Source organism: Sphingomonas aurantiaca (genome assembly GCF_003050705.1).
Classification (GTDB): Bacteria; Pseudomonadota; Alphaproteobacteria; order Sphingomonadales; family Sphingomonadaceae; genus Sphingomonas; species Sphingomonas aurantiaca.
Window position 1 is genome coordinate 264476 of sequence record NZ_QAOG01000002.1, and the last position, 20868, is coordinate 285343.

Annotated in this window: 14 protein-coding genes; 7 read left to right on the top strand and 7 right to left on the bottom strand. The window is 66.6% G+C overall.

Translation table 11 applies throughout. The features are described from left to right. Nucleotides 1-150: 150 nt before the first annotated feature. Nucleotides 151-999, top strand: a complete 849-nt coding sequence (locus tag C8J26_RS06685) for a response regulator (protein ID WP_107957251.1) — start codon at nucleotides 151-153, stop codon at nucleotides 997-999. Nucleotides 1000-1014: 15 nt separating this feature from the next. Here the strand turns inward: C8J26_RS06685 and C8J26_RS06690 are convergent, their stop codons facing one another. The 4 genes from C8J26_RS06690 to C8J26_RS06705 all read right to left on the bottom strand — a co-directional run bounded on the left by C8J26_RS06690 (nucleotide 1015) and on the right by C8J26_RS06705 (nucleotide 6093). Beyond that, nucleotides 1015-2808, bottom strand: coding sequence for a putative bifunctional diguanylate cyclase/phosphodiesterase (locus tag C8J26_RS06690; protein WP_107957252.1), 1794 nt, complete (start codon nucleotides 2806-2808; stop codon nucleotides 1015-1017). 65 nt (nucleotides 2809-2873) lie between these two features. Beyond that, nucleotides 2874-4523: a GGDEF and EAL domain-containing protein gene (locus C8J26_RS06695; RefSeq protein WP_167398788.1), complete on the bottom strand. Its 1650-nt coding sequence runs from the start codon at nucleotides 4521-4523 to the stop codon at nucleotides 2874-2876. Between the two features lie 233 nt (nucleotides 4524-4756). Beyond that, the gene (locus C8J26_RS06700; RefSeq protein ID WP_107957254.1) at nucleotides 4757-5509 is read right to left on the bottom strand and encodes an SDR family NAD(P)-dependent oxidoreductase; all 753 of its coding nucleotides are present in this window, start codon (nucleotides 5507-5509) and stop codon (nucleotides 4757-4759) included. Between the two features lie 92 nt (nucleotides 5510-5601). After that, nucleotides 5602-6093, bottom strand: coding sequence for a TetR/AcrR family transcriptional regulator (locus tag C8J26_RS06705; RefSeq protein ID WP_234422726.1), 492 nt, complete (start codon nucleotides 6091-6093; stop codon nucleotides 5602-5604). Nucleotides 6094-6306: 213 nt separating this feature from the next. On the opposite strand from C8J26_RS06705, the gene C8J26_RS06710 reads away from it, so the two are divergent. The 5 genes from C8J26_RS06710 to zwf all read left to right on the top strand — a co-directional run bounded on the left by C8J26_RS06710 (nucleotide 6307) and on the right by zwf (nucleotide 15674). Continuing rightward, on the top strand, nucleotides 6307-7524 hold the full coding sequence (locus C8J26_RS06710) for an efflux RND transporter periplasmic adaptor subunit (RefSeq protein WP_056420511.1): 1218 nt from the start codon (nucleotides 6307-6309) through the stop codon (nucleotides 7522-7524). Between the two features lie 6 nt (nucleotides 7525-7530). Beyond that, nucleotides 7531-10731, top strand: coding sequence for an efflux RND transporter permease subunit (locus C8J26_RS06715; RefSeq protein ID WP_056419929.1), 3201 nt, complete (start codon nucleotides 7531-7533; stop codon nucleotides 10729-10731). 5 nt (nucleotides 10732-10736) lie between these two features. Further along, complete coding sequence (locus C8J26_RS06720) at nucleotides 10737-12278, top strand: efflux transporter outer membrane subunit (protein WP_244185196.1); 1542 nt, start codon at nucleotides 10737-10739, stop codon at nucleotides 12276-12278. 253 nt (nucleotides 12279-12531) lie between these two features. Next, on the top strand, nucleotides 12532-14079 hold the full coding sequence (locus C8J26_RS06725) for a cation:proton antiporter (RefSeq protein WP_107957256.1): 1548 nt from the start codon (nucleotides 12532-12534) through the stop codon (nucleotides 14077-14079). A gap of 95 nt (nucleotides 14080-14174) precedes the next feature. Continuing rightward, nucleotides 14175-15674, top strand: a complete 1500-nt coding sequence (gene zwf, locus C8J26_RS06730) for a glucose-6-phosphate dehydrogenase (protein WP_107957586.1) — start codon at nucleotides 14175-14177, stop codon at nucleotides 15672-15674. Between the two features lie 52 nt (nucleotides 15675-15726). Here zwf and C8J26_RS06735 read toward each other — a convergent pair whose 3' ends face one another. Genes C8J26_RS06735 through C8J26_RS06745 form a run of 3 tightly spaced genes read right to left on the bottom strand, consistent with a single transcriptional unit; the run spans nucleotide 15727 to nucleotide 18714 of the window. Beyond that, a complete protein-coding gene (locus C8J26_RS06735) occupies nucleotides 15727-16014 on the bottom strand; it encodes a hypothetical protein (RefSeq protein WP_055879746.1) in 288 nt (95 codons plus the stop codon). Nucleotides 16015-16039: 25 nt separating this feature from the next. After that, a complete protein-coding gene (locus C8J26_RS06740) occupies nucleotides 16040-16270 on the bottom strand; it encodes a hypothetical protein (protein ID WP_107957257.1) in 231 nt (76 codons plus the stop codon). Nucleotides 16271-16329: 59 nt separating this feature from the next. Then, nucleotides 16330-18714, bottom strand: a complete 2385-nt coding sequence (locus tag C8J26_RS06745) for a hypothetical protein (RefSeq protein WP_107957258.1) — start codon at nucleotides 18712-18714, stop codon at nucleotides 16330-16332. 205 nt (nucleotides 18715-18919) lie between these two features. Here C8J26_RS06745 and C8J26_RS06750 point away from each other — a divergent pair, with 205 nt between their 5' ends. Beyond that, on the top strand, nucleotides 18920-20857 hold the full coding sequence (locus C8J26_RS06750) for a Tad domain-containing protein (RefSeq protein ID WP_341871496.1): 1938 nt from the start codon (nucleotides 18920-18922) through the stop codon (nucleotides 20855-20857). Nucleotides 20858-20868: the final 11 nt, after the last annotated feature.

The window sequence follows — 20868 nt, forward strand, 5'->3', positions numbered from 1 at the left end:
CGTTGCCCCGCCGCAGGCCGGGGTTACCGCACCACGCCTATGTGTCACGCCGGGGCAGGGGATGTCGCATCGGGAAACATCCCGGACAAACACCGGGTGCAGGGGGGAGGACATGGCTCACCGTCTCCCTCTCCTCGAAAGTCGCCGGCGATGAACGTTTCCCAGCATTACGACTCCGCAATCCCCCGCCCGCCGATCGTCACGACATGGCAGGACGATGCGACACAGGATCTCGCGGACGACGCCGGCTATCAGTCTGCCCGCGTGATCATCGTCGATGACGACCCGGGTCTTCGCGAGCTTCTCACCGAATTCCTCGTCGACAACGGCCTCGGCGTCGAGGCGGTGTCAAGCGGTGCGGCGTTGCGCGCGCGCCTCGTCCAGCGGCCGTGCGATCTCGTCATCCTCGACATGATGATGCCCGGCGAGGACGGCCTGTCCGTGCTGCGCGGGCTCGCCCAGTCGGACGATCCTCCCGGCGTGATCATGCTGTCGGCGCTGTCGAGCGAAGTCGACCGGGTCGTCGCGCTGGAGATGGGCGCGGACGATTATGTCACGAAGCCGTCGACCCCGCGCGAGATCCTCGCCCGGATCCGCTCGGTGCTGCGGCGGCGCAACCGGACGGCCGCGACCGGAACGGACAGCGCCGGCACGATCGAGCAGGGCGACGCGCCGCGTTTCCATACCACCTATCGATTTGCGGGATGGACGCTCAACTGCCGGATGCGATCGCTCCAGTCGCCCGGTGGCGAACTCGTGTCGCTGACCGAGGGGGAGTTCCAGATGATGGACGCCTTCGTCACGCACCCGCATGCGGTCCACACGCGCGAAGACATGATCGCGCTGTCGGGGCGCGCGGATACCTCGTCGAAGGATCGTACGATCGACGTCAACATCAGCCGCCTTCGCCGCAAGCTCGCGGCGTTCGACCGGACCGAGATCATCCGGACGGTCCGCGGCAAGGGCTATCTGTTCATCGCCGACGTGATCGGTGCCTGACCGGAGTTCGCCCCGTCAGGCGGCGGCGCGCGGGGTCCGCGCCGGATCGCCCGGATGCGCGATGGACCAGGCGCGGAATGCCGCCGCCGGCATCGGTCGCGCGAACAGGAACCCTTGGGCTTCGTCGCAGTCCATCGTCGCGAGGCAGGCTGCGACGCCCTCGGTCTCGACGCCTTCGGCGACGACCCGGTAGCCCAGTTCGTGCGACAACCGGATCATCGTCCGCACGAGCGTCTGTTCGTCGCCGCCGTTGGTGGTCGAATCGAGGTCGCGCATGAAGCTCTGGTCGATCTTGACGACGTCGACGGGCAGCTGCTGGAGATAGGCGAGGCTGCTGTAGCCCGTGCCAAAATCATCGATCGCGAGCCGGATCCCGGCGGCGCGCAACGCGGCAAGCTGTTCGCGCGCCTGCGCGACGTTGCGCATGATGGCGCTTTCGGTGACTTCGAGTTCGATCCGGTCGGCACGGACGCGGTGCTTGAGCAGCAGCAACTGGACCCGCGCGGCAAAATCGGGCTCCTCGAGGTTGTTGGCGGACAGGTTGATCGACAAATTGCCGTCAAATCCGTCGGCGATCCAGCCGGTCAGCTGTTCCATTGCGCGGTCGATGACCCAGTGCGTCAGCGGTTTGGCATGCAAGGTCTGCTCGATCAGCGGGATGAACTCGGCCGGCGACACCTCGCCCAGCACCGGATGGGTCCAGCGCAGCAGCACTTCCGCACCCAGGCATCGGCGGTCCGTCATGTCGACCCGGGGCTGGTATACGAGGCTCAACTGGTCGTCGCTCTCCAGCGCGGGCTCGAAATCGCGCAACAGTTCGTAGCGGCGGCGATGCGCGGTGTCGTTCGCGGACGAGAAGAAGCAGACGGTCGCCTCCTGCGTCCGCGCGTCCTGTGCGGCACCGTGCGCGAACCGCAGGAGGTCGGTCGGCTCGACCCGGCCGAGCACGACCGGCACGACGCCGACCGCGATCGTGGTGGCGAATCGCATCGACGATTTGATGCTGCACTCGGCGATCTTGTCCGTCAGCACCCTGACATAGGCGGCGTCCTCTATATCGGGCTCGGCGAAGAACACGAACTGGGTCGCCGCGACATGATAGGCACGCCGGGTCTGCGACAAGGCGTCGCGCAGTTGCAGCGCCGCCAGCCTGACCATCTCGACGACGTGCTCGGAGCCGAGCACGCGAGTCATGTTGTCGATCTGGTCGGTCCTCGCCAGATCGAGCATCACCAGCAGGCGACGCTCGCCGCCGTGATCGCGCGTGAAATCGTCGAGATCGTCGAGGAATTGCTGGCGGTTCGGCAATCCGCTGATCGGATCGATCCGGCCAAACGCATGTTGCAGCTCGATCTGCGCCATCGCCATCGCGGCCAGATCGCGCAGCGCTGCCATCTCGTCGCCCGTCGCGGTGCGCGGTTCTTTCCCCAGCACGCACAACGCGCCGAGGCCATAGCCGTCGCGAGTCGTCAGCGGTGCGCCGGCGTAAAATCGCGTGCCCGAACGTGCGAGCTGGCTCGACGCGTAGAAGGGATCGTCGAGCAGATCGGGGATCACCAGCGGCGCGGTCTTCTCGGCGACTTCGGCACAGGGCGCACGGGTCCGGCCGAGTTCGGTATGGTCGAATCCGACGCGGGACTTGAACCATTGGCGATCCTCGTCCGTCAATGAGATCGCGGCGACCGGCAGGCCGAATATCTGGCTCGCCATCCGGGTGATCCGGTCAAAGCTCTCGCTGGGTGGGCTATCGAGGATATCGAGCTGTTTGAGAGCGTCGAGCCGCGCTGCTTCGTACACCGGTTTAGTCATAGTAACACTCTGGCAAATATGACTTAAGTGAGTGTGAATACTCACCAGAATGATCATAACCTAAGTTAAGCGGCTCGTATAGGGTGCGTATGTCGGCTTCGCTTGGCGGCGTAGAGCGCCGCATCGGCACGCGCCCATGCCGCGGCGAAGCTCTGCGCCGCGGGCGTGGTACGCGAGCCCTGCATGAGCGAGGCGCCGACGCTGCCGCCGACCGGCAGCGTGATACCGTTGCTGACCAACCGCTCGCCCAAGGCGCGCTCGATTCGATCGGCGACAACCGCCAGCCGGACGTCGTCGGCGTCGGGCAACAATACGGCGAACTCGTCGCCGCCCAGCCGCGCAAGATGATCGCCGGCACGTACGACTCCGCGCAATCGCCGGGCGACCTCGACCAGCACGGTATCGCCGACGCTATGGCCGAACCGGTCGTTAATCGCCTTGAACCGGTCGAGATCGATCGCGACGATGCCGACGGACACACCGTCATCGGTCTGCGCGAGACGCTGGTCGAGCCCGCGACGGTTGAGCAGCCCCGTCAGCGGATCGGTCTCCGCCGCGGCCATCGCGCGCAGCTGCCGTTCGCGGTCTTCAGAGATGTCGATCGTCACGCCGACGATCCGCAACGGGCTCCCGTCCGAGGCGCGCAGCAGCTTGCGGTCGCACCGCATCCAGCGGGGGCCGTTGACCGTCGCCAATTCATATTCGACCGAGGCGTTGTCGATCTCGCCGTCGAGCAGTGTCTGGACCGAGGCGGCATCGCGGTTCGCCGGCGCGATATATTCGCCATAGGTATCGAGGTCGATAGGCCCCGATCCGCCCGGCCCGCGCACGAACCGTGAGAAGCTCGGCGAGGTTTCGAACCGCCTGGATTCGACGTCGATATGCCAGAAGCCGCCGCGCACGGCTTCCATCGCCAGCGTCATCCGCGCGTTGATCTCCTGGAGCGCGCGATCCGCGCGTCGCCGCTCGGTAATGTCCTGGACATGCGCAATCATCCGGATGAGCGTCCCGTCGGGCGCGCGAACTGCCGACACCGCGAGCGAGGCATGGACCGGTTCGCCGCTCGGATGAAGATAGCGCTTCTCCAGCGTATACGTGTCGCGTTCGCCCGCCACGATCTCATCGAACAACGTCACGTCGGCATCCTGATCATCGGGATGCGTGATGGTTCGGAAATCGAGACCCGCCACGTGATCGATCGACAGTCCAAGCATCGCGGCGAACGCGGCGTTGACGCGCTCCATCCGTCCGTCGGCGCCGGTGACGACCATGCCGACGGGAGCGTGCTCGAACGCATCGTTGAACATGATCTCGTTCTCGGCGATCCGCGCCTCGAGATCGCGTCGTACGCTGATGTCGGTGACCAGCACGACGACCCCGCGGACGATGCCGTCGGCATCGATATCGGGGACATAGCTGCCCTGCACGCGGCGCGCATTGCCGCCATCGAACAGCGAATATTCATAGGTGACGCGCGTACCGCTGAGCGCCTCGGTCAGGCGCGGCAGCACGGTCGGGAAATTGGCCTCGCCGACGATATCGCGGCAATGACGCCCGATGATCTGGTCGGGGCCGATCCCGCGCCATGCGGCATAGGTCGCATTGGCGAACCGATAGGTCAGGTCCCGGTCGAAATACGCGACCAGCCCCGGCAACATGTCGAGCACGGCCAGCGCGGAGGGCAAGCCGTCCGGCGAACGGCCGGCCCCGCTCAAAATAGATCCATTCTGAAGTCTATCTGGCGCGGGGGTAGGGCGGTGGGTCATGACGCTCCATACGACCGGCATGGTTAAGCGATAGTTTGCACTGCCGGACAATATCGCACTCGGTCGGCGAAAGGGCAGGAGAGTCAAGCAATTGCGCGGTGGCGCGGGGGAAGATGTCACCGCGGCACGCGCGCAATTGTACAAAGCTCATCAAGCCCGGCGGCTCGACGAATACTCCGTCATTAGCCGTTCCGTGCGACCTGGAACCCGGCGAACGACTGGCTCACCGGCATGATCTCGAGCCGGTTGATGTTCAGGTGTGGCGGCAGTTGGGCAATCCACAACAGCGTTTCTGCAAGGTCGCCCCCGGTCATCGGATCGGCACCGCTGTACAGCGTATCCGAGGCGGCTTGATCGCCCGCGGTGCGGACCAGCGTGAATTCGGTTTCGATCATCCCCGGCTCGATCGACGTCACGCGGACACCCTTGCCGTGCAGGTCCGATCGCAACCCCAGCGAGAATTGCTCGACGAACGCCTTGGTGCCGCCATACACGTTGCCACCGGTATAGGGGTAGGTCGCGGCGACCGACGAGATGTTGATGATCGCCCCCTTGCGCGCGATCAGCCCCGGCAACAGCCTGTGCGTCATCGACACCAAGGCGGTGACGTTGGTCGCGATCATCGTCTTCCACTGGTCGACGTTCGCCTGGTCCGCGGGCTTCGTCCCCAGCGCCAGCCCGGCATTGTTGATCAGCAGGTCGATATCGGCAAACGCGTCAGGCAAGCCGGCAAGGGCGGCATCGCGCGCGGTCTCGTCGCAAATGTCGAAGACCAGCGGATGAACCCTGTCCGCCCCCAGCGCGGCGACCAGTGCATCGAGCCGTTCGGCCCGGCGTCCGGTTGCGATCACGCGCCAGCCTGCGCCCGCAAAGGCGTGCGCGGCGGCCTCGCCGATTCCGGAGGTGGCGCCGGTGATGAGGACGGTTCTGGTCATGATGCTTCCTAGCCGAGGTCCACCGCGCATCGGTGGCAGGCGCTATGTAGGCGCGATCCCCGCGGTCGCAAACGACACGCCGGCGGGAACGCCTAGAGCGCGCGCACCGCGGCCAGGATCATCCGGCCCGTCAATCGCGCCGTCTCGCCTTCGGACAGTTGCGGCCGCGACAGGGTGCGATGGCCGAGCCCGAACATGAACGCCAGGATCAGCTCCTCCGCGCCTTCGAGATCGTTGTCCGACAGGTCAGGGTTGGCGACGCAGGCGAGCTCGCGGATCATCTGCCGGAAATCGCGGCACAGGTCGGCGATCGTGTCCGCGACGTCGGCATTGCGATGCGCCTCGGCCATGATCTCGAACGACAGCGCCTCGTCACCCTTGGACAGGGCACGCTGCGCCAGCGCGACGAACCCTTCCTCGATCGAGAACTCGCCGGACTTCACCGACGCGTTCATCGCCTGGAGCTCGGTCATCTTCGCCGCCGTGTCTTCCGTGACGATCGCCTGGATCACCGCGTTCTTGCCCGTGAACAACCGATAGATCTGGCCGACCGATACGCCCGCCGCGACAGCGAGTTCGGACATCGGAGTCTGATGAAACCCTTGGGTCGCGAACAGGTGACGGGCGGCGGCAACGATACGCTCGCGGCTCCCGATCTCATGTTGCACTGCACGCAAAACCATATCCTCAACGCGTTTTTTGGTTGACCCGCCGCTCGCACAATCCTAGCGGGCAGGCAAGTGGAATGAACGTTCATTCCGGTAAAACCTATCTGCACGGACGTCGGGATGCTCAACATGCAGCGATTGAATCTCAAGGGAACGGTGGCTTTCGCCGCGCTTGCACTGATGACCGCGTGCAGCAAGGAGGAGGCGCCCCCGCCGCCGCCCACGCCGACCGTCGGGGTCGTCAACGTCGCCGAGGAATCGGTCGTGCTCACCTCGGAGCTGCCCGGCCGGATCGCTGCGGTGGAGACGTCGGAAGTGCGTCCGCAGGTCAGCGGCGTGGTCCGCGACCGGCTGTTCACCGAGGGGGCGATGGTCAGCAAGGGTCAGGTTCTCTACGCGATCGAGGACGCCCCCTATCGCGCGGCACTCGCCAGCGCGCAGGGGCAGCTCGGCGCGGCGCAATCGCAGATCAACGCGACCCGCCTCCAGGCGCAGCGCTACGGCCAGCTCGTCGCGCTGAATGCGGTCAGCAAGCAGGAGGCGGACAACGCCACCGCGTCCGCCCAACAGGCGCGCGCCAATGTTGCAGCGCAGCAGGCGTCGGTCCAGTCCGCGCGCGTCAACCTCGGCTTCACGCGCATCAAGGCGCCGATCTCGGGTCGTATCGGCCGGTCGCTGGTGACCGTCGGCGCGCTCGTCCAGACCGGCCAGACCGATCCGCTCGCGACGATCCAGCGGACCAACACCGTCTATGTCGACGTCGTGCAGTCGGCCGCGCAGCTGCTCGATCTCAAGCAGGCGATGGCGACCGGCGGCGTGACCCGCGGCGACGGCAGCGCACGCGTCCAGCTGATCCTGCCGAACGGCCAGACCTACCCGATCGAGGGGCGTCTCCAGTTCGCCGAAGTCACCGTCGACCAGACCACTGGCGCGGTGACGCTGCGCGCGAGCTTCCCCAACCCCAACGGCCTGTTGCTGCCGGGCATGTATGTCCGTGCGAAGCTGGTCGAGGGTACGCGTCGCCAGGCGATCATGGCGCCCACCGCGGGCATCACGCGCGATCCGCGCGGCGGTGCGACCGCGTTGGTCGTCAACGCGCAGAACAAGGTCGAGCAGCGCACCGTCACCACCGACCGCGTGATCGGCGACAAGTGGATCGTCACCAGCGGCCTGAAGCCCGGCGACAAGCTGATCGTCGAGGGCCTGCTGAACCTGCGCCCCGGCGCGACCGTCAAGCCCGGTGCTCCGCAGCAGATCGGCAAGGCCGCCGGCGCGCCCGGGGCTGCACCCGGAGGCGGCGACGCGTCCGGTGCGACCAGCAACAGCTCCGCGCAGGCCGGGAAGTAACCGCCCATGTCACGCTATTTCATCGATCGACCCATCTTCGCATGGGTCATCGCCATCATCCTGATGCTGGCCGGCATCCTCGCGATCCGCTCGCTGCCGATCGCGCAGTTCCCTGAGATCGCCGCGCCCAAGGTGACGGTCGCGACGTCCTATCCGGGCGCCGACGCACAGACGCTCGAGAACACGACGACCCAGATCATCGAGCAGCAGATGAAGGGGATCGACAACCTTCGCTACTTCGCCTCGACCTCGGACGGCTCGGGCAACCTCGCGATCACGCTCACCTTCGAGCAGGGCACCGATCCCGACATCGCGCAGGTCCAGGTGCAGAACAAGCTGCAGCAGGCGACGCCCCTCCTCCCGCAGGAAGTCCAGCAGGCGGGTCTGCGCGTCACCAAGGCGACCGCCAACTTCCTGCTCGTGATCGCCGCCTATTCGGAAAATGGCGCGCACGACCAGGTCGATCTCGGCGACCTGATCGCGTCGAAGCTCCAGGATCCGCTCAGCCGCATCAAGGGCGTCGGCGACACGCAGGTGTTCGGCGCGCAATATTCGATGCGGATCTGGGTGGATCCGTTCAAGATGTCGAACCTTGGCGTCACCGTCACCGATATTACCTCGGCGCTGACCGCGCAGAACGCACAGGTTTCGGCGGGCCAGGTCGGCAGCCTTCCCGCGGTGAAGGGGCAGTCGCTCAACGCGACCGTCACCGCGCAGACTCGTCTCCAGACGCCCGAGCAGTTCCGCGCGATCATCGTCCGTTCGGCGACCAGCGGTGCGACCGTGCGTCTGTCGGATGTCGCCCGCGTCGAGATGGGTTCGGAAAACTACAGCTTCCAGGCGCGCTACAACGGCAAGCAGGCCGCAGGCTTCGGCGTGAAGCTGGCACCGGGCGCCAACGCGCTCGATACCGTCACGCTGGTCAAGGCCGAGGTCGCGCGGATCGCCAAGCAGTTCCCGCCCGACGTCAAGGTCGCCTTCCCGATCGACAACTCGACGTTCGTCCGGCTGTCGGTCGAGCAGGTCATCCACACGCTGATCGAGGCGATCGTCCTCGTCTTCCTCGTGATGTTCCTGTTCCTCCAGAATTTCCGCGCCACGTTGATCCCGACGATCGCGGTGCCGGTCGTGCTGCTCGGCAGCCTTGCCGTGCTTCAGGTCGCGGGGTTCACGATCAACACGCTGACCTTGTTCGGCATGGTGCTGGCGATCGGCCTGCTCGTCGATGACGCGATCGTCGTCGTCGAGAACGTCGAACGCCTGATCCAGGAGGAGGGGCTTTCTCCCAAGGAAGCCGCGAAGAAGTCGATGGACGAGATCAGCGGCGCGCTGATCGGTATCGGCTTGGTGCTGTCCGCGGTGTTCCTGCCGATGGCGTTCTTCAGCGGCTCGACCGGCGTGATCTTCCGCCAGTTCTCGATCACCATCGTGTCGGCGATGGCGCTGTCGGTGCTGGTCGCGTTGATCCTGACGCCCGCGCTCTGCGCGACGATCCTGAAGCCCGCCAAGGACGGGCATGGCGAGAAGAAGGGCTTTTTCGGCTGGTTCAACCGCACCTTCGACAAGGGCGTCGGCAAATATGGCAACGGCCTGCGCCGCGTCGAGAAGGGCTGGGTCCGCACGATGCTGGTCTATGCCGTGATCGTCGTCGGCATGGCCTTCATCTTCCTGCGCCTGCCGTCGGGCTTCCTTCCCGAGGAAGATCAGGGCGTCATGTTCGCGCAGGTCTCGATGCCGTCGGGAACCCCGATGGAGGAAACCGCGCGGACGATGGACAAGGTCCGCGATCACTTCCTGATTGACGAAAAGGCCAATATTTCGGGCATCTTCACAATCAGCGGGTTCGGTTTCGTCGGCCAGGGCCAGAATGTCGGCATCGCCTTCATCCAGCTCAAGCCGTGGGAGGATCGCAGCGGCAAGGACAACACCGTCGCCGCGGTCGCAGGGCGCGCCAACAAGGCGCTCGCCGGGATCCGCGCGGGCATGGTCATCGGCTTCGTGCCGCCCGCCGTGCAGGAACTCGGCAACGCCAACGGCTTCGACTTCATGCTGAAGGACAATGCCGGCGTCGGTCACGAGAAACTGCTCGAAGCGCGCAACATGCTGCTCGGCATGGCCAGCCAGGACAAGCGCCTGATGCAGGTCCGCCCGAACGGCCTTGAGGATGCGCCACAGCTGAAACTGAACGTCGACCAGGCGCAGGCCGGCGCGCTCGGTCTCAGCCAGTCGGACATCAACACCACCGTCAGCACCGCCTTCGGTGGCGCCTACATCAACGACTTCATCGACCGCGGTCGCGTGAAGAAGGTGTATGTGCAGGCCGACGCACCGTTCCGCACGACGCCCGCCGATCTCGGCAACTTCTACGTCCGCGGCACGACCAGCAACGCGATGGCGCCGTTCTCGTCCTTCTCGACGACCAACTGGCAATATGGCCCGTCGCGTCTCGAGCGGTACAATGGCGTGGCCTCGTTCGAGATCATGGGTTCGCCGGCGCCGGGCGTCAGCAGCGGCACCGCGATCAAGGCGATGGAGGAGATGGCGGCCAAGCTGCCACCCGGCATCGGCTATGAGTGGACCGGCCTGAGCTACGAGGAAAACCTGTCCGCTGGCCAGTCGACCACGGTCTATGCGCTGTCGCTGCTGATCGTGTTCCTCTGCCTTGCGGCTTTGTACGAGAGCTGGTCGATCCCGATCGCCGTCCTGCTCGTGGTGCCGCTCGGCGTCCTCGGCGCGGTGGCCGCGGCGATGATCTTCGGGCTGAACAACGACATCTACCTCCAGGTCGGGCTGATCACGACGATCGGCGTGGCGGCGAAGAACGCGATCCTGATCGTCGAGTTCGCCGAGGAGAAGATGGGCGACGGGATGAACGCGGCCGATGCCGCGGTCGAGGCGGCGAAGCTTCGCCTTCGCCCGATCCTGATGACGTCGTTCGCGTTCATCTTCGGCGTGTTGCCGCTCGCACTGTCGAGCGGTGCGGGTGCCGGCGGTCAGAACGCGATCGGCTGGGCGGTGGTCGGCGGCATGCTGTCCGCGACCGTCCTCGCGATCTTCTTTGTGCCGCTGTTCTTCCTGCTCGTGAAGCGCGTCTTCAAGCAGGACAAGGCCGGCGCGGGGCAGGACCGCGATCAGGTACGCAATGACGACGACACCCGTGACGGCGATCCCACGCCCCCCCACGACCAGCGGCCGCAGGAGGCCTGATCCAGATGTTCGCCCCTATGATCTCGCGCAAGACCGCGCTCCTGTTCGCCGCCGGGCTCACGCTCGCCGGGTGTAACCTCGCCCCGAAATATGTCCGGCCCGAATTGTCGGTGCCGGCAGCCACGCCGACCGGTCCCGCTTATGCGCCGACCGATGCGGCGGGGGCGATCATGCCCGCGGATACGTCGTGGGAGGTGTTCTTCACCGACGATCGCCTGCGCCGTGTGATCCGCACCGCGCTGGAGAACAACCGCGACCTGCGCGTCTCGGTCGCCAACGTCGCGCAGGCGCGCGCGCAATACCGCGTCCAGCGGGCCGATCTGTTCCCGACCTTTGCGGCGAGCGGCAGCGCAAGCTACGCCAAATCGCCGTTCAACAATATCGGCGGCGGCGCGACGGGCGGCACGGGCACTGGAACCGGAACCGGAACCGGAACAGGCACGGGGACCGGGACCGGCGCCGGCGCGGTCACCACGGGCAGCGGCCGGACCGATATCTACTCGGCCAATGTCGGCGTCTCGGCGTGGGAAATCGACCTGTTCGGCCGAGTCCGCAACCTGACGCAGGCGCAGCAGGAACAGTATTTCGCTGCGGAGGAAAACCGCAACGCAGCCCAGGTGTCGCTGATCGCGGAGATCGCGACCCAGTGGCTGACCATGGCGGCCGACCAGGATCGTCTCAAGATCGCCCGCGACACGGAAAAGGCCTATGGCCAGACCGTCAAGCTGACGCAGGACCGGTTCCGGATCGGCATCGCGTCCGAACTCGAAGTGCGCCAGGCGAGCACCAGCTACGACCAGGCGCGTTCGGACATCGCCGATGCGACCACGCTGATCGCGCAGGACCAGAATGCGCTGAACCTGCTCGCCGGCACGACGCTGACCGCGGACGTACTGCCGGCGCGGCTCGAGGAAATCAGCCCGACGCTCGAGAACCTGCCCGCCAACCTGCCGTCGGCGGTGCTGTTGCGCCGCCCCGACATCGCCTCGGCCGAACATCAGCTGATCGCCGCCAACGCCAATATTGGCGCGGCACGCGCGGCGTTCTTCCCGAACATCTCGCTCACCGCGGCGTTCGGCACGATCAGCCTCGGCCTGTCGAACCTGTTCGGCAGCGGCAGCCAGAACTGGTCGGTCGCGCCATCGGTCAGCCAGACGCTGTTCGACTTTGGCAGGAACAAGGGCAATCTGCGCTACGCGCAGGCCACGCGCGACGCCGCAGTCGCGACGTATGAGAAAAGCGTCCAGACCGGCTTCCGCGAAGTCGCCGATGCGCTTGCCCGCCGCGGCACGATCGGTGCGCAGTTGCAGGCGCAGACGTCGCTGCGCGACAACGCGGCGGGCGCGTTCCGGCTGTCGGAACTGCGTTTCCGTGCGGGCATCGACACGTTCCTCAACACGCTCGATTCGCAGCGCTCGCTCTACACCGCGCAACAGACGCTGCTGGCCGCGCGCCTGACGCGTGACAGCAACTCGGTGGAGCTGTTCCGCGCACTGGGCGGCGGCGTCACGATCGCCCCCGCCACCGCCGACACGCGCCGGCCCTAACGCTCACGCATAAATCCTCCCCCGCAAGGGGGAGGTGGCAGGCGATAGCCTGACGGAGGGGGAGGTAAGGGGGAACTGCCGTTCCGTGTCCTCCCCCTCCGTCGCTTCGCGCCACCTCCCCCTGGCGGGGGAGGATGATCCTTCGTGTGACGTTCCGGTGTAGTCCAAACGCGTGCCCCGCGTCGGATGCAAAGCGGGGGTGTCGCCTGGCCACCAGCCGGGCCCATTGCGCGGCGCCGACCGTTGCGCATGGGTGCAGATATTTGAAAGTCTCGACGCGATCCTGCTGACCGCGCTGGTCCTGCTGGTCCTCGCGCGCAAGCTCAACATGCCGTATCCTACCTTGTTGGCGGTTGCAGGGCTGGGCTTTGCGGCATTGCCGTTCGCGCCGCGGATCACGGTCGAGCCGCATCTGGCACTCGCACTGTTCATCGCGCCTGCGCTGCTCCACGCCGCCTATCACACCAGCCCGCGCGCGCTGCGGCGCCACTGGTTCCCGCTGCTGTCGCTCGCCGTGTTCGCGGTGCTCATCACCACCGCGACCGTCGCGCTGGTCGGCGTGACGCTGGGCGGACTGCCGCTCGCCGCCGCGTTCGCACTCGGCGCGATCGTCGCGCCGCCCGACGCCGCGGCCTCGGAAGCGGTCCTCGGCGAAGTCGGCATTCCACGGCGCGGGCTGCTACTGCTCCAAGGCGAGAGCCTGCTCAACGACGCTACCGCGCTGCTGCTGTTCGGGCTCGCAGTTGCGTTCGCGACGCATGCCGACACGCCGGTGACGCCGCTCGCGCTCGCCGCCGCGGTACCGGGTGGGATCGTGTTCGGGGCGATCGCCGCCTGGGCCTATCTCCGGATCGTACCGCTGTTCGCGGGCACGCTAGGCGCGGGCCTTGCCGATTTCGCGGTGACGTTCGCGATCTGGCTGGTGGCCGAGCGGCTGCATATCTCGCCGGTGCTGGGGATCGTGACGTTCGGCATGATCGTGTCGCAGCGCCGCCCGATCGACCAACCCGCGCGCGACCGGTTGCAGGGCGCCGCGGTCTGGTCGGCGGCGGTGCTCGTCCTCAACGTCATCGCGTTCGCGCTGATGGGGCTGCAGTCGCGCGACGTGCTGGTCGGCCTGCCGGCCGAGCAGCGTTGGCCCGCGATCGGGTTTGCAGCGGTGGTGCTCGCGACCGTGCTGATCACGCGCGTGGCGTGGGTGTTCCTCGTTCGCTTTATCGAAGGCGCGATCGCCAAGCGCTATGCGCCGTCCTGGCTGCCCAAGCCGCCACCGTGGAACGCGTCGATGATCCTGTCCTGGTCGGGTATGCGCGGGTTGCTGACGCTGGCGACGGCCTTCGCACTGCCGCAGTCGGTGCCGGGGCGCGACCTTATCGTGCTGGCCGCGTTCGGCGTCGTGATCGGCACGCTGGTGCTGCAGGGACTCACGCTTGGCCCGCTGATCCGCCGCCTCGATCTCGGCGCGGACACCGGGCTGGCCGACGAGATCGCGCCTGCTCGCAAGCGGCTGATCGACGCAGGCCTTGCGGTGCTGCCAGCGCGCGCCGGCGAGGCGGCTGACGCACTGCGCTTCCGCTACGGTGCCGCGGGCAAGGTCACCGCCGAGGCCGAAGATCCACAGGCGACTTCCGAATTCGACGTGCTCCACCTCGAGATGATCGCCTGCCAGCGTGTCACGCTGCACGCGATGCGCGACCAAGGCGAGGTTGCCGAGGACGTTTATCGCCGCCTGCAGGAGGAACTCGACTGGGCGGAGGTCGATGCGCGCGCGTTCGGCGACAACATCCTGACCGCCACCTGAGGCACGCGCGGGGCCGGGGTCGGGAACATCGGCACCGGCTACGCTGTTTGGGTAGACCATAACCGAAAGGGTTGATCCATGTCCGAGGCGTCTTCGTGAGCAAATCCGTCAAGCCCGCACCGCCGACGACTCTCGTGATCTTCGGGGCGTTCGGGGACCTGACCCGCCGCCTGCTAATGCCTGCACTGATCAACATGACCCGGCTGGGACTGGTCGGCGGGGATTTCCACGTGCTCGGCGTTGGTATCGACGAGGGGAACGACCAGGCGCTGCGCGATGCGCTCGGGAACTTCGATGCGAAGGGCGGCGAGGGGGCGGGGGAGAAGGGCGACGCCTGGGCGCGGCTCAAGGACCGGGTCGGCTATCTCCAGGGCGATTTCACGAAGGACGACGTCTACGCGCAGCTCAAGTCGCGGGTGAGCGGCAACGTCGCCTTCTATCTCGCGGTGCCTGCCAAGTTCTTCGGCGAGATCGTCGACAAGCTCGCCGACCACGGTCTGATGCGCGAAGACGCGCACGCCTTCCGCCGGATCGCGATCGAGAAGCCGTTCGGTCACGATCTCGCGTCCGCCCGAGCGCTCAACGCGCGCATCCTCGCCAAGGTGTCGGAGGCGCAGGTCTACCGGATCGATCATTTCCTCGGCAAGGAGACGGTCCAGAACATCATGACCGCGCGGTTCGCGAACATGATGATCGAGCGCGTCTGGAACGCCGATTGCATCGCGCACGTCCAGATCACCGCCGCCGAGACGGTCGACGTCGGCACGCGCGGCAAATTCTACGACGCGACCGGCGCGTTGCGCGACATGGTGCCCAACCACCTGTTCCAGCTGCTCGCGATGGTCGCGATGGAGCCGCCGGCCAGCTTCGATGCCGAGGCGATCCGGAACGAGAAGGGCAAGGTCCTCAAGGCCGTCCGAGTCTATTCGCCCGCCAAGGCGAAACGCAACGGCGTGCGCGGCACGTACACAGCTGGCACGGTGAAGGGCAACGCCGTGCCCGCCTACACCGCCAGCGCCGATGTCGCGCCCGACAGCCGGACGGAGACCTATGTCGCGCTGAAGCTGATGGTCGATACGTGGCGCTGGGCAGGGGTGCCGTTCTACCTGCGCACCGGCAAGGCGATGACCTGCCGAGACACCGAGATCGCGATCACCTTCAAGCCCGTACCGTTCGCCTCGTTCCCCGGCGCCCCGGCCGACATGCTCCCGCCCAACCGGCTGATCATCCAGATCCAGCCCGACGAGGGGCTGAGCATGGACATCAACATCAAGCGCCCAGGCCTCGAGGTCGCGACCGCGCCGATCGCGCTCGATTTCCGCTACGCCGACGCGTTCGATATCGGCCACCTGACGGGGTATGAATCGCTGATCTACGATCTGTTCGTCGGCGACCAGACGCTGTTCCAGCGCGCCGATGCGATCGAGGCGGGATGGGCCGCGGTGCAGCCGTTCCTCGATCTGTGGGCGAGCGATACGAGCACGCCCGAGCTTTATGAGGCGGGTTCGATGGGCCCCACCGCGGCGGATGCGCTCCTGGCCCATGACGACCATAGCTGGCACGAACTCGCCCCGGCAGGCCAGACGGTACCGTAATCTGCCCTTCGTTCCCCCGCCTCTGCGGGGGAACAGGGCGGCAGACGACAGATCAGACGCGCTCGGTCAGCTCGATCTCGCCCTCGACTTCCATCTCGTCCTCGTCGCCCATCTCGTCCATGTCGGGCATCGTGAAGTCGGCCTTCCAGTCATACACCTTCTCGACGCCGCCTTGCACCCAGACTCGGACCGCGCCCTCGGTGATCTCGCCGCCCATCGCGCCGACGAAATCGGCGACCAGCGAATCCGCGGCATCCTCGTGGTCGGTCGCGCCGGGGATCGTCGCAGGCGTCATCTCCTCGTCGAGTTCGATGATCTGCGCCCAATATTGCTTTGCCATGTTCAGCTCCTGAAAAATGCCGCCGTCAGCCGGCAGTGATGATGGGATGATCCTCGCGCAGCCGGTCCGCCAGCCGCTCGACCGCGTCGACCTCGCTCGCGCTGCCCGACGGCGTCACCGCCCAGTTGCAATGCGCGTGCGTCGCGAGGCTGTAGACGCGGACGTCACCGACGATCAGCCGCCACCGCCTGCGGTCGCCACTATTGTACCGGACGAGGTGGGTCACGAACAGGCTCTGGAGATCCGATGCGGTCATCCGCGCCCCATAGCGACAAGTGGCCACCCGCCGCCACCGCAAACGGGCCGGCTCCGCGGTCAGGGTTTGACCGCGACCGTCGTCGTCACCGCCGGATCGTCGCGCAATCGCAGGAACAGCGTGCCACCAGCCGGTTGTGGCACCGCCAGGGTCGCACCGGTATAGCCTTCGGGCACCCGAACGGCACCCGCGAACCCGCTGCTGGCCGCGACCGAGTCGATCAGGAACAGGTCGCTCCCCGCCAGCGTGCAGACCGGGTTGCAGGTCACGCCCCCCAGTCCCGGCACGCGAACGAGCGTCGTCAGCGGCACCCAGTCTCCCGCGACGTCGCCCTGCACCAGCCGCCAGACGAGCGGCCCATGCGCCGACACGCCCAGCGCCTTGCCCGGCTCGACCGACACCACTGCGATCCGGTCGTCCTGCACGGTCAATCCGCGCCCCGACGTGACACTGGTGGTCATCGCGCCATCCGCGGTCGCGATCTCGATGCGGTCGCTTGGTGAAAAGCGCGTTCCCTCGGCACGGACGGAGAATGTCAACCGGGCATCCTGCGCGATCGCCGTATCCCCGGCGAGCACCACTGGCAGGCCGGACGCGGGCGGCGACACCACACTCTTGGCGATCAGCGTCGCCTTGGGCCGCGCGGCGGCGACCGCGAACTTCACCGAACGCTTCCGCCCATCGCTCAGCGTGATGAGCGCGGTCTTCGCCTGGCCCGCGGCGAACGGCGGCGCCGTATCTGCCACCAGCGCCAATCGGTCGGTCTTGTCCGCGCGCACCACGTCGCCCGGCTTGAACGTCACCCCGTCGACGCTCATCGACGCCACCAGGTCGAGCCGGGTCCCCGCCAGCGTGCCCGACGCATCGCCCGCATGCACCGTGAATCCATCGATCCGCCCCGCCTCGGCGAGCGCGGTCAACGCGATCCGCTCGGGCGCCTCGACGCCATATTGCTTCACGAGCAACGCGAGTTTCCCCGGCGTTGCCTTTGCCAGCGGCAAGGTCAGCCCGATCCGGTCGCCGGTCGACGTCCACGCCAGCGGCACGTCACCCGCCGCGCCGACCAATGTCACCGACTCGACGCAGCTCGGCGTCGGCCCGCTCAGCGCCACCGCGTTGTCGCGCCCAACGACCAGGCTCTCGGGATCGGTATCCACCATCTGCCACCCGCCGGCGCGCGGCACCTGCAAGCGGAAGCGCGGCCCGTCGAACGGCGTGAAGCCCCAGCGCCCGTGCAGCGTCGCATCGGTCACGCTGCCAAGCCCCGCGGTCCGCATCCCGACCTGGTCGAGCACATAACCACCGCGCTCGGCATCGGCCTCCACGGGCAATTCGACCACGCCACCCTGCGGCGTCGTGACCCTCAGCATCATGTCGTGCGCGAACTGCGTCGCATAGATCAGCGGCGCACCCTCGACCGGCAGCACCAGATCGGGCTTGGCCGCGCAGACGAGCCGGTCCGCCTCGGCGCGCCGCATCGTCGGCGTCTGCGCTAACCCGGTCTCGATCACCGGCATCGCCACGACCATCACCGATTTCGGACTCGCGAACGACGGCGCGGCGTTCAGCAGCAGCGCCAGCCGGTCGTCACGCGCGCGCGCGAGCGCCGGAATATAGCGGAACTGGGTCGACTGGAACGCGCCGAAGATCTTTGCCAGATCGCGCACCACGCCGATATACGGGCTGTAATAGCCCAGCCCGCCCTCCGGCGTGGCGCTCAGCTGCAACGCCAGATCGGTCGGCGCGCCGACCAGCGTATCCGCCAGCGTCGAGTTCTGCCCGTCCGCGAGCACCAGCGAATCGCGGCTCTGCGTCAGGCACGATGCCTGAAGGTCCGCGGCGAGATCGAGGCATTCGGCCTTGAGCTTGATCGCCAAGCTGCGCGACAGCAGTGGCGATACCGCCTCGATCCGCTCCGGCCGGGTACGTTCCAGCGCATGGATGCCGTCGAGGAACGCGTCGAGCCGTGCGCGGTCGAGCGATGCCTGATCCAGATCCTGCACCGCGCGCACGAACGCCCCCGGCTGTTTGCGCACAGCACTGATCACCGCATCAAACCCGCCGCTTTCGGGCACCAGGAACACCACCAGCTGCCGCGCGCCCTCGGGCACCGTCAGCGCGAGCGCGTTCTTCTTGGCCTTCCACGTCTCCGCCTTGAAGAACCACGACTTGGGCGGCGGCTCGGTCGCACCGCGCAGGAACGCGGCGACCAGCAGATAGCGCGTGCCATCGTCCTTCTTTCCCGTCGGCAGGTCCGCCGCGACCGAGACGCGGTCGCCGGTCGCAAGCTTGGGGACCTGTGCGATCGGCAGCGTCGTCGTGCCGTGGGTCACGCCGACGCGCAGGGTCGGCCCGGTCAGGTCGAACGGCGCGGGGTCGGCCTGCGCCGTCATCGGGACGAGCAGGGCGGCGATCAGGCAGGAGGGGAAGAGGCGGAGCTTCATCGTGGCGCGATCTCGGATTGTCGACGACAGGGTGTGTCTCGCAGGCGGTGTGCGCCCGGGCGGTGTCGATTTTGAGGCACGGGGGGTGCCGGCCCGGCCGGCGCGAGCCCTGCTTAAAAAAGGTAATGATAACCGCAATTTAATGTTCGGCTGCGATTCAACCAAAATGAACGGAACCGGGACCGATCCGGTTCGAGGGGGATGGATGCTACAGGGCAAGACACGAGCCAGCGGCCCGCGAGGGTCGCTCGGCGGCGCATTACGGCGCCTGCGCGGTAACCGCAGGGGATCCGCGATCGCCATGATGGCGGCCGGGCTCATCCCGGCGATCGCGGCGCTGGGCTCGGCGATCGACGCGGGGCGGATCTATATCGTGAAGTCGCAATTGCAGACCGGCGTCGACGCGGCGGCGCTCGCCGGCGCGCGCGCCTTCTCGGTATCGGGCACCGCCAGCAACTCGCGCGAGAGCCAGGTCGCGGCCTATTTCAGCGGCAATTTCCCCGACACCTATATGGGTGTCACGAACCTGAAGGTGGCGCCCGCGTTCACCGTGATCAAGGACATCAACACCACCACGGTCGTCGCCACCGCGACGCTGCCGATGTCGTTCATGCGGTTGTTCGGCTTCATGCAGCAACCCGTGCGTGCGACCGCGCGAGCGGCGATCAACCCGCACCCGCTCGAAGTCATGATGGTGCTCGACAACACCGGTTCGCTCAAGGCCAACCTGCCGCGCGACTCGAACGGTGTAGTCAAGACCCGCATCACCGCGCTGAAGGACGCGGCGAAAAGCTTCAACGAGATCCTTTTCCAGGGCAGCGACACGCGCAAGGATCTGGCGATGGGGTACGTCATGTACGACATCACCGTGAATGTCGGCAAGTTGCTGACCGACTGGCGATCGTCGTCCGTCCGCCAGATGTTCGGGTTCAACGACGTGGTCGCCAACACCTATGGCGGCACATGGCCCAGCAACAAGCTCGGGTGGAAGGGCTGCGTATTCGGGGACGATACGGTCAAGGATCTGACCGCGACGCTGACATACCGGGATCCGAACGCGTGGGATATCGATCGCACGCTGCCGGGCGAAGGCGCGCATCCGCCGGTAAAACCGTATTTCATCCCCCCGATGTACGTCCCGCAGATGCCGGGTAACGCGGTCGCGACCGGCGCCAAGGCGAACCCGTTGAGCGCCTATTATAGCGTTGCTAATGTCGAGCCGAACAACAATCTCTACAAGTTGCACCCCAGCTATTACGACCAGATGCTCAACCTGGATTTCTACGGCAACCAGTTCGCGAACAACCCGTACCGTGAAGCCTTTTACGACGCCTATATCGACCTGAACGACAACGCCGCCAAAGCCGACAACGACGTGATCGTCCGGGCGGACAATGGCGGCTTCTACGATCCGTCGAGCAACCCGTGGAACTTCACGACGCGCACCGGCACGCAGTTCCGCGTGCGCTACGACAGGATCCCCCAGTTCAACAACTGGAAGGACGCCACCGAATATACCGTCAACCCGCTCGGCGGCAGCGTCGACGACGGCGCACGGAACAAGACCGAATTCCCGTCGCCCAACTGGCAATGTCCGGAGGCCGCGACCAAGGTCGATTACGGCCGGTCGCGCAGCTTCTACGACGACGTCATCGATCGCCAGAACGCCGCCATCTATCCCGCGAACGGGACGTTGCACCATGCCGGGTTGCTCTGGGGCTATCGGTTGCTCGTGCGCGACGACGTCTTCAAGCGCACGCCGCCGCGCGGGCAGGAGGAACCCAAGCGGGCACTGGTGTTCATGACCGATGGCGAGACCGCGCTCGGCACCAGCCAGAACGGCTATGACGACCGGACCTGGACCTTCTACGGCAATTATGCGGATTCGCCGATCTCGTCGAGCAGGGGGGGGCTGATCGGCCAGTCCGAACGCCGGTTCGCCAAGACCTGTGCCGCGCTCCAGGCGGAGGACAATGCGCCCAAGGTCTACATCGTCGCGCTGACGACGACCGACCGGAACACGTTGGCGATGTTCGAACAGTGCGCGCCGGGGCACGTCTATCAGACGTCCGACACCGCGACGCTGAAGGCGGCGTTCGACGATATCGCGTCCGAACTCGTCGACCTCCACCTCGTCCAGTGAGGGGGGCCGCG

Excerpts from the sequence above, each read along its gene's own strand:
- C8J26_RS06685 (WP_107957251.1), top strand. The coding sequence starts at position 151 with ATGAACGTTTCCCAGCATTACGACTCCGCAATCCCCCGCCCGCCGATC.
- C8J26_RS06690 (WP_107957252.1), bottom strand. The coding sequence starts at position 2,808 with ATGACTAAACCGGTGTACGAAGCAGCGCGGCTCGACGCTCTCAAACAG.
- C8J26_RS06700 (WP_107957254.1), bottom strand. The coding sequence starts at position 5,509 with ATGACCAGAACCGTCCTCATCACCGGCGCCACCTCCGGAATCGGCGAG.
- C8J26_RS06705 (WP_234422726.1), bottom strand. The coding sequence starts at position 6,093 with ATGTCCGAACTCGCTGTCGCGGCGGGCGTATCGGTCGGCCAGATCTAT.
- C8J26_RS06710 (WP_056420511.1), top strand. The coding sequence starts at position 6,307 with ATGCAGCGATTGAATCTCAAGGGAACGGTGGCTTTCGCCGCGCTTGCA.
- C8J26_RS06715 (WP_056419929.1), top strand. The coding sequence starts at position 7,531 with ATGTCACGCTATTTCATCGATCGACCCATCTTCGCATGGGTCATCGCC.
- C8J26_RS06720 (WP_244185196.1), top strand. The coding sequence starts at position 10,737 with ATGTTCGCCCCTATGATCTCGCGCAAGACCGCGCTCCTGTTCGCCGCC.
- C8J26_RS06735 (WP_055879746.1), bottom strand. The coding sequence starts at position 16,014 with ATGGCAAAGCAATATTGGGCGCAGATCATCGAACTCGACGAGGAGATG.
- C8J26_RS06740 (WP_107957257.1), bottom strand. The coding sequence starts at position 16,270 with ATGACCGCATCGGATCTCCAGAGCCTGTTCGTGACCCACCTCGTCCGG.
- C8J26_RS06745 (WP_107957258.1), bottom strand. The coding sequence starts at position 18,714 with ATGAAGCTCCGCCTCTTCCCCTCCTGCCTGATCGCCGCCCTGCTCGTC.
- C8J26_RS06750 (WP_341871496.1), top strand. The coding sequence starts at position 18,920 with ATGCTACAGGGCAAGACACGAGCCAGCGGCCCGCGAGGGTCGCTCGGC.